General features: G+C 69.1%; 13 protein-coding genes and 1 tRNA gene. 3 read left to right on the top strand and 11 right to left on the bottom strand.

Annotation, left to right across the window (positions count from 1 at the left end):
- Positions 1–50: 50 nt before the first annotated feature.
- Positions 51–902, top strand: a complete 852-nt coding sequence (htpX, locus tag AB0395_RS37540) for a zinc metalloprotease HtpX (RefSeq protein WP_366289490.1) — start codon at positions 51–53, stop codon at positions 900–902.
- Positions 903–940: 38 nt separating this feature from the next.
- Here the strand turns inward: htpX and AB0395_RS37535 are convergent, their stop codons facing one another.
- Positions 941–2,212 carry an MFS transporter gene (locus AB0395_RS37535; RefSeq protein ID WP_366289487.1) on the bottom strand — a complete coding sequence of 424 codons (1,272 nt, stop codon included), beginning with the start codon at positions 2,210–2,212 and terminating at the stop codon, positions 941–943.
- A 13-nt stretch (positions 2,213–2,225) separates the two neighbouring features.
- The gene (locus AB0395_RS37530; RefSeq protein ID WP_366289485.1) at positions 2,226–2,948 is read right to left on the bottom strand and encodes a tyrosine-protein phosphatase; all 723 of its coding nucleotides are present in this window, start codon (positions 2,946–2,948) and stop codon (positions 2,226–2,228) included.
- Positions 2,949–3,080: 132 nt separating this feature from the next.
- Between AB0395_RS37530 and AB0395_RS37525 the strand changes: the two genes are divergently transcribed.
- On the top strand, positions 3,081–3,788 hold the full coding sequence (locus tag AB0395_RS37525; RefSeq protein WP_366289482.1) for a GntR family transcriptional regulator: 708 nt from the start codon (positions 3,081–3,083) through the stop codon (positions 3,786–3,788).
- On the opposite strand, the gene AB0395_RS37520 is transcribed toward AB0395_RS37525, so the two are convergent.
- From AB0395_RS37520 to AB0395_RS37505, 4 genes are all read right to left on the bottom strand, one after another.
- Positions 3,772–4,608, bottom strand: coding sequence for a metallophosphoesterase (locus AB0395_RS37520; protein WP_366289480.1), 837 nt, complete (start codon positions 4,606–4,608; stop codon positions 3,772–3,774). The two genes, AB0395_RS37525 and AB0395_RS37520, sit on opposite strands and share 17 nt — an antisense overlap.
- 497 nt (positions 4,609–5,105) lie before the next feature.
- The gene (locus AB0395_RS37515; RefSeq protein ID WP_366289478.1) at positions 5,106–5,681 is read right to left on the bottom strand and encodes a pyridoxamine 5'-phosphate oxidase family protein; all 576 of its coding nucleotides are present in this window, start codon (positions 5,679–5,681) and stop codon (positions 5,106–5,108) included.
- Positions 5,682–5,701: 20 nt separating this feature from the next.
- On the bottom strand, positions 5,702–6,709 hold the full coding sequence (locus AB0395_RS37510) for a hypothetical protein (protein ID WP_366289476.1): 1,008 nt from the start codon (positions 6,707–6,709) through the stop codon (positions 5,702–5,704).
- Between the two features lie 636 nt (positions 6,710–7,345).
- Entirely contained in the window at positions 7,346–7,840 is a 495-nt protein-coding gene (locus tag AB0395_RS37505; RefSeq protein ID WP_366289473.1) for a YajQ family cyclic di-GMP-binding protein, read from the bottom strand.
- Between the two features lie 421 nt (positions 7,841–8,261).
- On the opposite strand from AB0395_RS37505, the gene AB0395_RS37500 reads away from it, so the two are divergent.
- A tRNA-Tyr gene (locus AB0395_RS37500) sits at positions 8,262–8,343 on the top strand.
- Positions 8,344–8,466: 123 nt separating this feature from the next.
- On the opposite strand, the gene AB0395_RS37495 is transcribed toward AB0395_RS37500, so the two are convergent.
- The 5 genes from AB0395_RS37495 to AB0395_RS37475 all read right to left on the bottom strand — a co-directional run bounded on the left by AB0395_RS37495 (position 8,467) and on the right by AB0395_RS37475 (position 12,625).
- Positions 8,467–9,843, bottom strand: a complete 1,377-nt coding sequence (locus AB0395_RS37495) for a tyrosine-type recombinase/integrase (protein WP_366289564.1) — start codon at positions 9,841–9,843, stop codon at positions 8,467–8,469.
- The gene (locus tag AB0395_RS37490) at positions 9,843–10,034 is read right to left on the bottom strand and encodes a helix-turn-helix domain-containing protein (RefSeq protein WP_366289470.1); all 192 of its coding nucleotides are present in this window, start codon (positions 10,032–10,034) and stop codon (positions 9,843–9,845) included. The genes AB0395_RS37495 and AB0395_RS37490 overlap by 1 nt, the downstream gene beginning before the upstream one ends.
- Before the next feature lie 157 nt (positions 10,035–10,191).
- The gene (locus AB0395_RS37485) at positions 10,192–11,415 is read right to left on the bottom strand and encodes a DUF3631 domain-containing protein (RefSeq protein ID WP_366289468.1); all 1,224 of its coding nucleotides are present in this window, start codon (positions 11,413–11,415) and stop codon (positions 10,192–10,194) included.
- The gene (locus AB0395_RS37480; protein WP_366289466.1) at positions 11,412–12,323 is read right to left on the bottom strand and encodes a bifunctional DNA primase/polymerase; all 912 of its coding nucleotides are present in this window, start codon (positions 12,321–12,323) and stop codon (positions 11,412–11,414) included. Before AB0395_RS37480 ends, AB0395_RS37485 begins: the two co-directional genes overlap by 4 nt.
- On the bottom strand, positions 12,320–12,625 hold the full coding sequence (locus AB0395_RS37475; RefSeq protein ID WP_366289464.1) for a hypothetical protein: 306 nt from the start codon (positions 12,623–12,625) through the stop codon (positions 12,320–12,322). The genes AB0395_RS37480 and AB0395_RS37475 overlap by 4 nt, the downstream gene beginning before the upstream one ends.
- Between the last annotated feature and the right edge of the window lie 358 nt (positions 12,626–12,983).

The following is a 12,983-nucleotide window of genomic DNA, read 5'->3' as shown; positions in this document are numbered from 1 at the left end:
CCGGAGACGTTGGGACTGGTGAACCAGCATCAACCGACAAGGGGGGTGTAGTGCATCACAACGGTCTGCGTACAGCCGTCCTCCTTGGCGCACTGTCCGCGGGGATCATCGCGGTCGGGGCATGGCTGGGTGGTGGCGCCGGCGTGCGGCTCGCGGTTCTGGTCGCCCTGGTGACCAACGGCGTCGCCTACTTCTTCTCCGACCGGATCGCCCTGTCCGCGATGCGTGCCCGCCCGGTGAGTGAGGTCGAGCAGCCGACCCTCTACCGGATCGTGCGCGAGCTCTCCACCGAGGCACGCCAGCCCATGCCCAGGCTGTACGTCTCGCCGACCATGCAGCCCAACGCCTTCGCCACCGGCCGCAACCCCCGCAACGCCGCGGTCTGCGTGACCTACGGCATCACCCAGCTTCTCGACGAGCCCGAGCTGCGCGGGGTCATCGGGCACGAGCTGTCCCACGTCTACAACCGCGACATCCTGATCTCGTCCGTGGCCGGGGCGCTCGCCACGATGATCACCTATCTCGGTTACGTCGGTCTGTTCTTCGGCGGAGGAGATGACGACGAGGGGCCCGGTTTCATCGGCGCCCTGCTCATGATCGTGCTCGGCCCCGTCGCCGCCGGGATGATCCAGATGGCTGTCTCGCGTTCCCGGGAGTACCAGGCGGACGAATGCGGGGCCCGGCTGACCGGAGACCCGCTGGCCCTGGCCTCCGCGTTGCGGAAGATAGAGATGGGAGCCCGGCAACGGCCCCTTCCGGAGAACGCCCGCCTCGCCTCCGCCTCCCACCTCATGATCGCCAATCCTTTCCGGGGCGCGGGCATCGGTCGGTTGTTCTCCACCCACCCGCCGACCGCGGAGCGCGTCGCCCGCCTTGAGCGGATGGCCGGCTACCGCCGCTGACTCCTGGCGGGCAGGCGGCGGTCGCCGGTCTCCGGCGGTCACCGCACGTGGCGCAGCAGGCTGACCAGCGGGGTGGCGGCGAGCGTCAGCAGGCCGCAGGCCAGGAAGAGCGCGAAGTAGTTCGGGCCCTCCGCGAAGGGGTCTGCACCGATGCCGAGCAGGACCGGTGCGACCGCGGGGGCCACCGCACTGGGCAGGTGCTTGGCCATCGCGAAGGCACCGAGATAGCGGCCCGCGTCACGCTCGTCGGGAAGCACCTGGGTGACCAGGCCGAGGTCAACGGCGTAGTAGACGCCGGTGGCCGCCCCGCTGACGATCGCGACGGCGATCACGACGCCGACGCTGGCGGTCACCGCCTTCAGCAGCAGCATCGCGGCCAGGGTCGCCGTGGCCCACAGCACGAACGGACGTCCCCTGCCGATCCTGGCCGACCAGCGCCCGCCGAGGTAGGCGAAAAGACCGGACAGCAGGGTGCTGGCGATGGTGGTCAGGCCCACCAGCGCGACGGCGTCCGCGGTGGGCACGCCGACACGGCTCTGCAGGTAGTAGAGCGAGTAGGACGCGATCAGCGCGAAGCCGATGCTGACGAGCAGTCGCTGGATCCACAGCAGCCGGTAGTCACGGGCGTGCCGCGGCAGTACGAGCAGCGCCGCGGCGAGGCTGCCGACGCTCACCGGGCGCCGGTCCGCCGGATCGAGACGACGGTCGGGCAGCACCGCGCAGAGCACGCCCGCGGCGGTCACCGCGAGCCCGCCACAGATCGTGAACTGCAGCAGCAACTCGCCCTTGAAGACCTGGGACAGCACCATGGCCGGGACCACGCCGAGCATGTTGCACATCGAGAACACGCCCGCCATGCGAACACGGCGTTCCACGGGAAACTGGTCGACGACCGTGGCGGTCAGCCCGGCGACCATGGCCTGGTATCCGGTGACCGCGACCATCCAGCCGACCGCCACCAGGGCGATCGACCCGGCGAGCGCGAGGATGAGCAGTCCGGCCAGGCCCACCAGCGAGCCGCCCAGGATCCACGGCCTGCGCATGCCGTACCGGCCGGTGGTGCGGTCCGACAGATGGCCGCTCAGCGGGTTGGAGATCACGGTGGCCACTCCGCCGAGCGCCGCGACGATCCCGAGGACGGTCTCCTTGTTCGTGGGCGCGATCTCCTGGACCTTGAGACCGAGGCCGAGGATCAGCGGCAGGGCTCCGGCCGCCGCGTAGAAGAGCTCGGCGAAGCCGATGGCGGCGACCAGCCCGCGTCTGGGCGCGGGCCGGGACGTGCCGGTTTCCTGGGACAGAGTGAGGGACACGGTCGTCTCCGGATCAGCCGATGAGGGCGGCGCGGAGCCGCTGGACGTGGCCCGCGGTCAGACCGTTGGCCATGAGCAGCCGCTCGGCGCCTCCGCGGGCGTCGAGGGCGGCAAGGAAGGTGCGCATGGCGGCCTCAGGAGCGTCGAGCAGTCCGGAAACCGCCCCGGTGACGTCGGCCAGGTGAGCCGGTACGGCCCGCGCGCCGGAGCCCAGGCCGAGCATCGCCATGATCCGGGGGAGGTGTTCCCCGGTCGCCGCGTAGTCACGGACGATCACCTCGTGGTCGACCCCGACCAGATCGAGGATCAGCGCCACGACCAGCCCGGTGCGGTCTTTGCCCGCCGCGCAGTGCACCAGGGCGGGCAGTCCATCGGCGATCTCCGCCACGACGGAGGCGAACCAGGCGGTCCGGTGGTCGAGCATCAGGACGTAGAGGTCGCCGAGGTCGACTCCCGGTGGCAGCGCGGACAGATCGGCGGGGGAGCCAGAGGTGCCGAGTCTGGCGACCCTGACACCGTGCTCGGCCAGGAGGGTCCAGTCGTTCTCGGCGCGTTCGTTCTCGCCGCGCAGGTCCGCGACGAGCCGTAGTCCTTCGAGCGGGCCGCCGAGAAGGCCCGCGAGCAGGTCGGCATCGGCGAGGGTCAGAGCCTGGGGCTGGGCCGAGCGCAGCAGCATCCCGGTGCGAAGGGGAGCTCCGGCGCCTTCGGCGACGTCACGGAGGTTCAAGAGAGGCATGAGTCATATATATGACTGGCTCACCTGCGGGAACGCGGCAGAAAAATGGACAAGGAGTGAACGGGCCGACAATCTTCCCGTTCCTATGGATCGTCGGCGGGGCTCGCCGGGCGGGAGCCGTACAGTAACCAGATGCCCAGAGAAGCCCGCTACCGCGCGATCGCTCGTGAGCTCGGGCGGCGCATCGAGTCCGGTGAGCTGCCGCCGGGTGAGCGGCTGCCCACCGAGGACGCGCTCGCCGAGCGGTTCGGCGTGCACCGCCTCACCGCCAGGCAGGCCATGGTCGAGCTGCGCAAGGCGGGGCTGGTCGAGACGCGGCACGGGCTGGGCAGTTTCGTCCGGCGCGCGCCACGTCGGATCGAGGTGTCCATCGACCCCATCACTCGCAGGCACCGCCAGGCGGACCTGGAGGGGCTGGCCACGACCTTCGCCGGAGGAGAGGAGATCCTCGGCAGGGGATTCGCCGAGCATCCGGCGAGCGCGCGGCACCTCGGGGTACCCGGCAGTGAGGTCTACGAGATCACCACCCTGCTCAGGTCGGGCGGCGCACCGTGCGTGCTGAACCGCTACCGGCTCCATCCGGGGCAGGCGGACCTCGTCTACGATCCGAGGCTCGGCGTGCTCGGCTCACTGGAGGCGGGCGGGACGGCCTATCGCTACACCTGGCACGCGATCTCGGCGGATCTCGCCGATCTCGTCGACCAGGCCGTGCTCGCGGTCGACGCGGGCGCCGCCGTACTCGTGCGCGAGGGGCTCGTCATGCACGGCGACGAGCCCCTGTGCCACGTCGAGCGGCGGTGCCGAGGAGATCTCATCTCCTTCGTCACCCGCTATGACTAGCCAGGTGGTCGAGGAGCACCTCGGTGTCCAGCTCGTACACCGCGGGAGCGGATGACAGCGGGACCACCGTGGTGATCACGCCGTCCTCGGTGATGTCCACCCTGCTGAAGGCCTGGAACGGTATCCCCCTGGTCTTGCCGGCGGACGCCATGGTGTCGGCGCCGTAGGCGCTGCCGGGGCCGACCCAGACGGGGATTCCAGCAAGTGTGCCCGCCGACGCGCTGTGGGTGTGCCCGGCGAGGATCAGCCGCACGTCGGAACCGGTCAGCACCTCGGCCAGCTTCTCCGGGGCGCGCAGGCCGATCCCGTTCATCAGCGGCAGCACGCTGGGGATGGGCGGATGGTGGAGCACCAGCACGCTTCCGTCAGGCGCAGGCTCGGCCAGCGTCGAGGCCAGCCACTCCAACTGGTCGGCGGAGAGCTCACCGTGGTGCGCGCCGGGCACGGTGCTGTCGAGGGTCACGATGCGCAGGCCGCCGACCCGGGTCACGACGTCGTACGGCTCGCCGCCGGGCTCGGTGCCGACGAGCGCCGAACGGAAGGCGTGACGCTCGTCATGGTTGCCCATAGCGACCACGACGGCCGCGCCGAGCCCGTCGGCGGCGGACTCGAGTGCCTCAGCGACCAGCCGGTACGAGGCCTCGTCCCCCTGGTCGGCGATGTCGCCGGACAGGATGATCGCGTCCACGGGCTGACCCGCGGCGGCCACGGTGTCCAGCGCGGTCCTGAAAGCCGCTGTCGAGTCGACAGAGCCGTGGAGCAGGCCTTCGGCGACGGCGTGGACATCGGTGAGATGGATGAGTGTGTAGCTCTTTGCCATGATGTCAACAGTCCTCTGCGTCACTGAACGTGATTAGTCATCTATATGAATTGCGGCAGTACGGCTCGCGCCGAGACACGCATGCCGAGTGGCCGGCGAGCAGGATCAAGCGGTGAAGGGGAATCCCGGGTGGAGCCGAGGCGGTCGGCCCCGGGATATGCGGTCATGACGTTCGGCCGTGCCGTTCGCTGGTCGGGAAGGCATGGGCAGAGCGGAGGCGGGGCGCAGGTGGGGCGGAGGCAGGGCGCAGGTGGGGCGGCGGCGGTGGGGGTGACCGCGCTTGGGGAGCCGTCGCGCTGCCCGGATGCCGCGGTGGGTGCGCCGCTTGCTTCCGGGGGCGAGCCGTACCGTCCCACGCGAAGATGAGTCGCACCCTCCGCGTGTTGGAGCGGGCCGTGCCGTACGCGCGCTGGAGTGGGCGGCGTCGTACCGGCGTGTCGTACCGGCACGTTGTACCCGACAGGTCGTATCGGGCACATCATGTCGGTGGCGCCGGTTCAGGAGCGCTGGGAGACCGGGTCCGTCTCATCCGACGACAGGCCGGGAAGGCCGTCGATGCTCTCCCGGTTGTTCTTCGCCCGGTAGGCACGTCGCTGCTGGACGTCCTTGCGCTCCGCCCACTCGTCCAGCAGGGGCCGGTCCTTGTCGAAGGACATGAATGGCACCGAGAAGCCGCAGGAGTCGGAGATGCGGTCGCAGTCGACGACGATGATCGACCGAACACCGGGATGCGGGCCGAACTTCTTGATCAGCTCTGGGAATTCGGGGTCCTCGGGGACGACGACCCGGCCGGTGCCGTACAGGCGAAGAATGTTGGGGGGACCGGAGAAGGCGCAGAACATGACCGTGATGCGCCCGTTCTGGCGGAGATGGGAGATGGTCTCGACACCGCTGCCGTCCAGGTCGAGGTAGGCCACCGTGGTGTCGTCGATGATGTGGAAGGTGTTGGCGTATCCCTTGGGGGAGACGTTGACGTGACCGCCCTGTTCGGGAGCGGTCGCGATGAAATAGACCGGCTGCGCTTCGATGAACTCGCGCAGCCGGTCGTTGAGTCTGTCGTGAATTTTCCCCATAAAGGGACGATAGGTGGTTATCACTCGCCGGGCAGCCACCAGGTCCACGGGGAGTTCTTGATCGTGAAGGAGTCCAGCTTGCGCGTTGAGCCGGTCTCGGCGTTCACCGTCCGCTTCACGGCCGAGGTAACCTCCCCTTCACCGCTGCCACGCCCCGTCCAGAGCGTGAGCGTGCCCGCCGGATCCCAGTAGAGGCGCTGCGAGCTCTCGTTCTTGGGGATGCCGAGCGGGACCGCGTCGGAGACGGTGTCCGACGCCAGGTCGTAGGTGCGCAGACGGACTTTGTTCGACGAGCCGGTGATGACGAGCGCCACCGTGGATCCGTCGTCCGCCAGTGCGATCGGCGAGTTGTTGGACACGATCTGCGGCACGACCTGGCTCTCGCTCTCCTTGCCGTCGGCGTCGAAGACCACGAACTCGGTGATGTTGTCGTCGGTGTAGCGGCCGGTGAGCAGGTGCTGGCCGTCAGGACTGAAGCTCAGCACGTTGTTCTTCGACGGCAGCTTGATCGTCTTTCCACTTTTGAGGTTGACGATCAGGGTCGGCAACTTCTCCGCGTCGTCGAAGTAGTCGACCACGACGATCGAGCCGTCGGGGGAGAACATGGTGTCCACGTCGCTCTGGCCGAGCCCCTTGGGCAGCACGGCTGCCTTGCCGGGCAGCGGGCGGACCTTCCCGCTGTTCACGTCGCGGACGACGAGCTTGTCGCCCCTGAAGTAGTTCACGAACCGGCCGTCACCGCTGACCGCGAAGGTCGTGCTGGCGTCCTTGTCCACCTTGCCGTTGGCCTGCCGGGGGTTGACCCGTGCGTCGGCGAGCTTGACGGTCTTGCCGCTGCGCAGTGTCAGCGTCCACTTGCCGCAGGGAACCGTGTAGTCCTTCTTGGGGCAGCCCTTGATCCATGCGTACCGGACCGAGTCGTCGGATGCGGCTCCCGTTTTCGCCTCCGCCGGGGATACGGTCATGGTCATGGTGGTGGCTGCCACGGTGGCGAGCGCGAGTGCGGCGAGGCCGCGTGTTGGGGTCATCGCTTTTCCTTTCGTCACGTGGGTAGATGCAGTCGTGAGGCGAAAGGTTGCATCACGAATCAGCCACGCCGCGCGGGGCGCCACCCGCTCGTGACGCCGGGCGAACACCCTTCTCGGTGCGGGTCTCGGTGCGGGTCTCGGTGCGGGTCCCGATGCGGGGGAAAGCGGCGGCCGGTCCGACAGTCGGGACGATGGGGAACGCATACGAGCCGTCTGCGGCCGGGACGCCAAGGCGGACGCGAATGAGCTTGCCCGAAGGGTGTGGGACAGGCGGCGGTCTCCTGGCGAACCGGCTGCGGCCTACGGTGACGAAGTTCGGCCGTGCCCCTCGAAGGCGTCTGCCCAAGAGCATGACGCGGCCCGTATGCGAGCACGAACACGGCAAACCCGTGTTCGCTGTCACCGACCGTGTCGAGCCGTCGCGCCACCCCCGGCGCGGGCCCACTGCCCCGCACGCCGCAGAAGCCCTATACGGTCACAGGACCTGCTCTTCCCGGTTCTCGGCGTTCGTCCTCGGAGCTTCGCAGGGCAGGGCACAGGCGAAGTGAAGCACCTTCGGCCATGTGCCCCGGACGCGCCCTCTCTGAAGCAGACCTGGCCCTGAAGATGCAGGTCAGGGCCTTGGGTGTGTGTCTGCTACCGGTAGTTCGTGAACTGGAGCGCGATCTCCAGGTCCTTGCCCTTCAGCAAGGCGATGACCTCCTGGAGCTCATCCCTCTTCTTGGAGCTCACCCGCAGTTCCTCGCCCTGGATCTGAGCCTTGACCCCCTTGGGCCCCTCATCCCGGATGATCTTCGAGATCTTCCTGGCGTTCTCCTGGTCGATGCCCTCCTTGAGGGTGACCACGAGCCGGTACTCCTTACCTGACAGCTTCGGCTCGCCGGCGTCCAGAACCTTGAGCGAGAGTCCCCGCTTGATCAGCTTGTCCTTGAACACATCAAGGACGGCGTTGGCGCGTTCCTCGCTGTTGGCCTTGATCTCGACGGCCTTCTGCCCACCTGACCAGGCGATGCTCGCGCCGGTGCCCTTGAAGTCAAATCGGTGCCCGACCTCCTTGACCGTCTGGTTCAGCGCGTTGTCGGCCTCCTGGTGGTCGATCTTGCTGACGATGTCAAAACTGCTGTCGGCCATGCGTTGACTATCCTCTCTAACTCTCGTGTCGACCCTAGCGCTTCACCTGTCGGCTCAGGATGAACGTGACCTTCAACATCGAGACGACGGTGTCGAAAGCCGGGCAGGGAAGCCCCTGAGGCCGGGCCCCAGACCGTCCGCCCCCCTGGGGTGGGCCCCAACGCACTTCACTCCGTGAAGCCGCCTTCCCTGCCCCAGAAGCAGACCTCAAGCAGGCCGTCCCCGGATGTGCACAACTCCACCACCGAACCCACCAGCCCCGGCAGCCCTCGCCGAGCCGCCGCCTTCACCCCGCGCCGCCACAGCACAAGCCGCAAAAGTCCCAGTACGGCGGGCTATCGGTGGGCGGTCTCCATCGATGTCACGTCACACCCGGAAGTCCGCTATTCTTCTTCCTGTCGCCGCCTCGAGCGGAAGACGCGGCAGGTTGCCCGAGTGGTCAAAGGGAGCGGTCTGTAAAACCGTCGGCTCAGCCTACGCAGGTTCAAGTCCTGCACCTGCCACACCAGCAGAAAGAGGCCCCTCACCAGCGCAAACGCGGTGAAGGGCCTCTTCTCGTATGTCCGACTGTCTACGGCTCTCCCCGACCGTCTACGGGTGCCCGTGCCGAATACGTGCCGAAGTTTTCAGGCCCTGGTCGCCTCCCAGATACGGCGCATGGCCTCGCCCTGCTGGCCGTGGATGCACTTGGCGTAGACCCGCAGCAGGACGTCAACGCTGTGCCCGGCCCACTCGGCGACCTGGGGCGCCGGCACTCCGGCGTTGAGCCACGTCGACACGGCCGCGTGTCGAAGCGCGTACGGCACCTCCATCAGCGGTGAGGCTGCTTCCTCCGAGGTGAACGCCTGTTTCCTGGCCTCGTGGAAGACCTTCAGGTAAGCCCGATCGGTCATCAGTCCACCCCGAGGGCCGATGAAGACGCGACCCTCGGGGCCGGTACCGAACCGATCGAGGTGCGCCCGCAGCAGCGCGACCAGCTCGGGGTGAATGGGCACCGATCGCGTGTCACCCTCGGCGCGGTGCTTCAGACCCCGGCGCTCCCGCGGCTTCCCGCTGTTCGTCCATCGACTCCCGGCGCGCGGCTCGGCGTTGGTCAGCCGCATCTCTCCCCAACCCTCCTCCGGCAGGCTGTGAAGATGCACCCGCCGTAGATCGACCACTTCTTCCGGCCGTAGTGCCGCGTAGTACATGCAGCCGAAGAACGCCTCCATCCGCTCGCCACGCTGGCTGTTCCGCCGTACGGCCGCCAGGAATCGCCTGGCCTGCTCGATGTTGATGACCGTGCGCGGGTCCACCGTGCTCAAGGTCTTGGGCTTGGTCCACTTCACGGCCTTGAACGGATTCCCGGTCAGCAGCCCGATTTCCTGGCCGTACTCCATCGCATTGTTGAGCACCATCCGCTTGCGGTTGGCTGTGTTCGCCGCGGCGGTTTTCCCGTCCAGGGTCTGGCTGATCCTGGTGAGTACGGCTCGCGCCAGAATCGCGCCTCTGCCCTGCTCGTTGAAGTCTTGAACATGGACAGTGTTCTCGTCGAGCCACCGAAGGACCTTTTCCAGGTCGGCGGGCGGCTTTTCGTCGTCACGGACGCGAGTGCTGTAAGCCCAGCGAAGCGCAGTACGGCGAGCGTCCCGCGAGGGGGCGCCTGCCTCGGTGGCCAACAGCGCCTCGGTCGCGTCGACCAGCGCTTCCGCGATTCCCCGCCGATGGTTCGGCGAGGCATGCGGCCATTTCGCGTCCACGAACGCCAGCGTGAAGCCGTACCAGCTCAGCACGCTTTCCTGCCGTTTCCACGAGGCCGGGCGGCCGGTGCTGAGGCTAAATGCCTCACCCCGGCGAGCGGCGGTCACCAACTCGGAGCGGAAGACGTCGGCCTGGGCGGCATTGCGGTACGGCTCCTTCCACGCCTTCCCATCGGTGTTCCACCGCACGTAGTACGTCGTGACCTTCTTGCCCTTGTAGACCTCCGTCTTGTAGACGCGCACGTTGTAGGTGATGTCCTGCATCAAGAGCCGTCCTCCAGGGCGGTCAGCCAGCGGTCATAGTCGGTGCGGCGGATGCGGAGATCGCCGTTGGGCAGCTTCAAACAGCGCGGGGCACGGCCCTTGGCGCGCCAGTCGTAGAAGGTAGATCGGGAGATGCCGAGCTCGGTGCAGAACTCGGCGACGGTCAGCGGCTTGCCGGTGGCGGTGGCCATGGCGCGCGTGTCCTTCCGGGGTCTGGGATCGATCGCGGGGCGGCGTGGTCGAGGCTGTTTCGGAGGAGCCCAGTCACTTTTGAGGGGGGTAGCCGTCCCAGCCGTCCCAGCCTCATTTGTGCTGGTCAGGCTGGGACGGCTTGTTGCGCTGGGACGGCTAAGCCGTCCCACGGTCAGAAGCCGTCCCACGCTGACCTGCGATGACGAGGCTGGGACGGCTGGGACGGCTACCCCCGTCGAACAGCGGGATCTCGCTGCTTGACGGGACGTCCGGGGTGCTCGGGAGGGGGCAATAGCGTGCCCAGGCGTCAAGGAAATCGGCGCGCTGGTAGCCCTTGGCCTGGGTGCCATCGGTGAAGCGGATGTTGGCCGAACGGATCTCGTATTCGCGCAGGACAGCGCCGAGCTTCATCGCGGTCAGCCCGGCGGGGCCGTAGTTGGCCCAGGGGGCTTCCGGGTCGGCCTTGAGCCGCTCCAGCAGGACGGCGGTGGGCAGGGCGGGGTCGGTATCGAAGGCGGCGCGGCAGTCGGCCAGTAGCCGGACCCGGGTGGAGGGCTGGCCGGACTCGTCGGCCTCGGCGGTCAGGGCCAGCACCGCGGCGCGGGCACGCTCGGGCCAGTGGCCTCCGGCGTGGTCGGCGACGGCGACCAGGGGTTCCCAGGTGTCGGCGGCGCGGTCTTCGACGGGCATGGCGGGTTCGGCCTGCTCCAGGGTGGCCAGGTCGGCGCGCAGCCAGGCCGACAGGTCGGCGGCCAGCTGGCGCAGCGGCGGCCGGTCCCGGCGGTGCCGGTAGGGGGCGACCGTCTCACCGGGGCCACGGCGGCGCATGCGGACCACGACCGCGCGGTCTTCGATGGTGTCGGGCATGGCGCCGATCCCGGCGAGCGCCGCCATGGCGAACGTCGGTATGGACTCCACCCGGCCGGTGTTGGCGTCGTAGCGCTTGGCGGGCCGGTTGCGCTGATGTCCGGCATTCAGCAGCCCGCGCAGGTCCTCGTTGCCGTCGGCTTTCGGCCCGAAGATGGTGTCGGCCTCGTCGACCAGCATGGTCGGCGGGTCGTCGGAGATGGACCGGTAGACGGCGGCGCTGCTGCTGTTGACGGTGATGAACGGTTCGTGGCAGGTGGCCTCAACCACGTCCAGCAACCTGCTCTTGCCGCAGCGCTTTTCCGGAGCACGGATCACCAGCCGCGGCGCGTGCGCCCAGGCCGGTTGGGCGTGGCTGGCGGCGATCCACAACGTGACCGCGTGCGCGGCCTCCTCGGTCGGCAGGATCACGTAGCGGGTCAGCGCGGCCAGCAGGGCGTCCAGCAGCAACGTGCCATCGGTGACGGGTTCGGGCATTCGATCAGCTCCGGTGTGGGTCGTGGTGGTGGTCATGCGGCCACCGTGCGGGGCCGCTTGGCTCCGGCACGCAGGCCAGAGGCGATGGTGCGGCGGACTTCGGCGGGGCTCAGCCCGGCGTCGCCCCCCTCCTGTTCCAGCAAGGTCGTGACCTCGCTCTCGCCGAGCGCGCCCCCGGCGACCAGCTGGCCCAGGGCGATGGCGGCCAGGTACAGCGAGCCGTTGCGCTGGCCGTGCGGCGCGGAGGCGACTCGGTCGAGTTCGCGGGTGATGGCCGCGCGCAGGTACGCGCCGCGCCGGTCCTCGGGCAGGGCCAGGCGCACCGGCTCGCGCACCGGTCGGGGCGGGGGAACAAGCTGCTGAAACAGGAAGGGGGGCAGCGGGGCCGGGGGCACGTTGTGGATCACCTCGTAGGTTCCGGTGCCGTCGGGCCGGTCGACGAAACTGCCGGGCCCGAGCACGTAGCCGCCGTGGGCGCGGGTGTCGATCAGCCAGCCGAGCCCGGTGCCCTTGTCGCCCTCGGTGTTACCGAGCCGGATGCCGTCAGGGGCGGTGTAGTACAGGTGGGTTCCACCCCGGCGGGTACGCACGGTGAACGTCTCAAATGGCAGGGGCTGTCCGGCGCGTTCGCAGATGACGGCCAGCACGTCGGCGCCATCGGTGACCCCCGGCAGGTCCCAGGGGGGCGGGGGGCGAAGCCCCTCCTTCCCGGGTTTGGGGGTGTCCAGGTCGACCACCACCAGCCCAGACGGGCCACAAGCGATGCCGACATTCCACGGCGCCCGTGTCCACCACCGGCGGATGATGGCCAGGTCGGTAGTGGCGTTGGACTCCCAATCGGCAAAGCCGCGGGCGGGGGGCTTGTCGCCGACGGCGACGGGGAAGACCGCCCAGCCGCGGGCAGCGGCGGCCAGGGCGTAGCGGAGCTGGTCGGGCCTGTTCATGCCGCGCGCCCCGTTCCACCGCAAGCGCGGCAGTCGCGGTGCTTCCAGGCCTGCCACAGCGACGGCGTGACGGCCTGGGCGTCCCAGCACGCCGAAGGGTGAGCCAGCACGGCCAGCCGTTCCCAGCCGAGCGGCACGGCCAGCAGATCCGGGGAGACTGGCAGCGGGCGCGCGGCGATAGTGAGGGTGCCGTAGCCGCGGACGCGGATCGACATGCCCGGCGCCAGGTCGGCGGTGGTCATCTCGCTGGGCACGAGGGTGTGACCGGGCGGCAGGGGCATGGCGGCAGGGATTTGAGGCATGGTGAACGAACCTCCGTATCACGGTGAGTGACAGCCGGGGGAAGGCAGATGGTCGGACGGGAGCGGAACCGGCGGGCCGGGGTGTGTGGGGTGTGCGGGGCCGACAGGAGGGGCTCCGGCAGGCTTCAGAGCCGGAAACCAGGGGGTCTTTCCGGCCCCGCACACCCCCCACACACCCAGCGTTTTGCCTGCTCAGATGGGTGTGTGGGCCGCACGTGCGGGGGTGTGCGGGGTGGGGTGGGGCCCCGGGGGGGCCCCACAACCCACCCGCCGGGCCCGCGGCCCCCCCCGGCGGGCCCGGCCCCCCCCCCCCCCCGGGTACCCCCCCCCCCCCCCCCAGAAGGCGGGGCGGCGAACC

Source organism: Streptosporangium sp. NPDC051023 (assembly GCF_040689595.1).
Classification (GTDB): Bacteria; Actinomycetota; Actinomycetes; order Streptosporangiales; family Streptosporangiaceae; genus Streptosporangium.
Note: the sequence above shows the minus strand (reverse complement) of the source record. Positions and strands in the feature narration are given on the sequence as shown.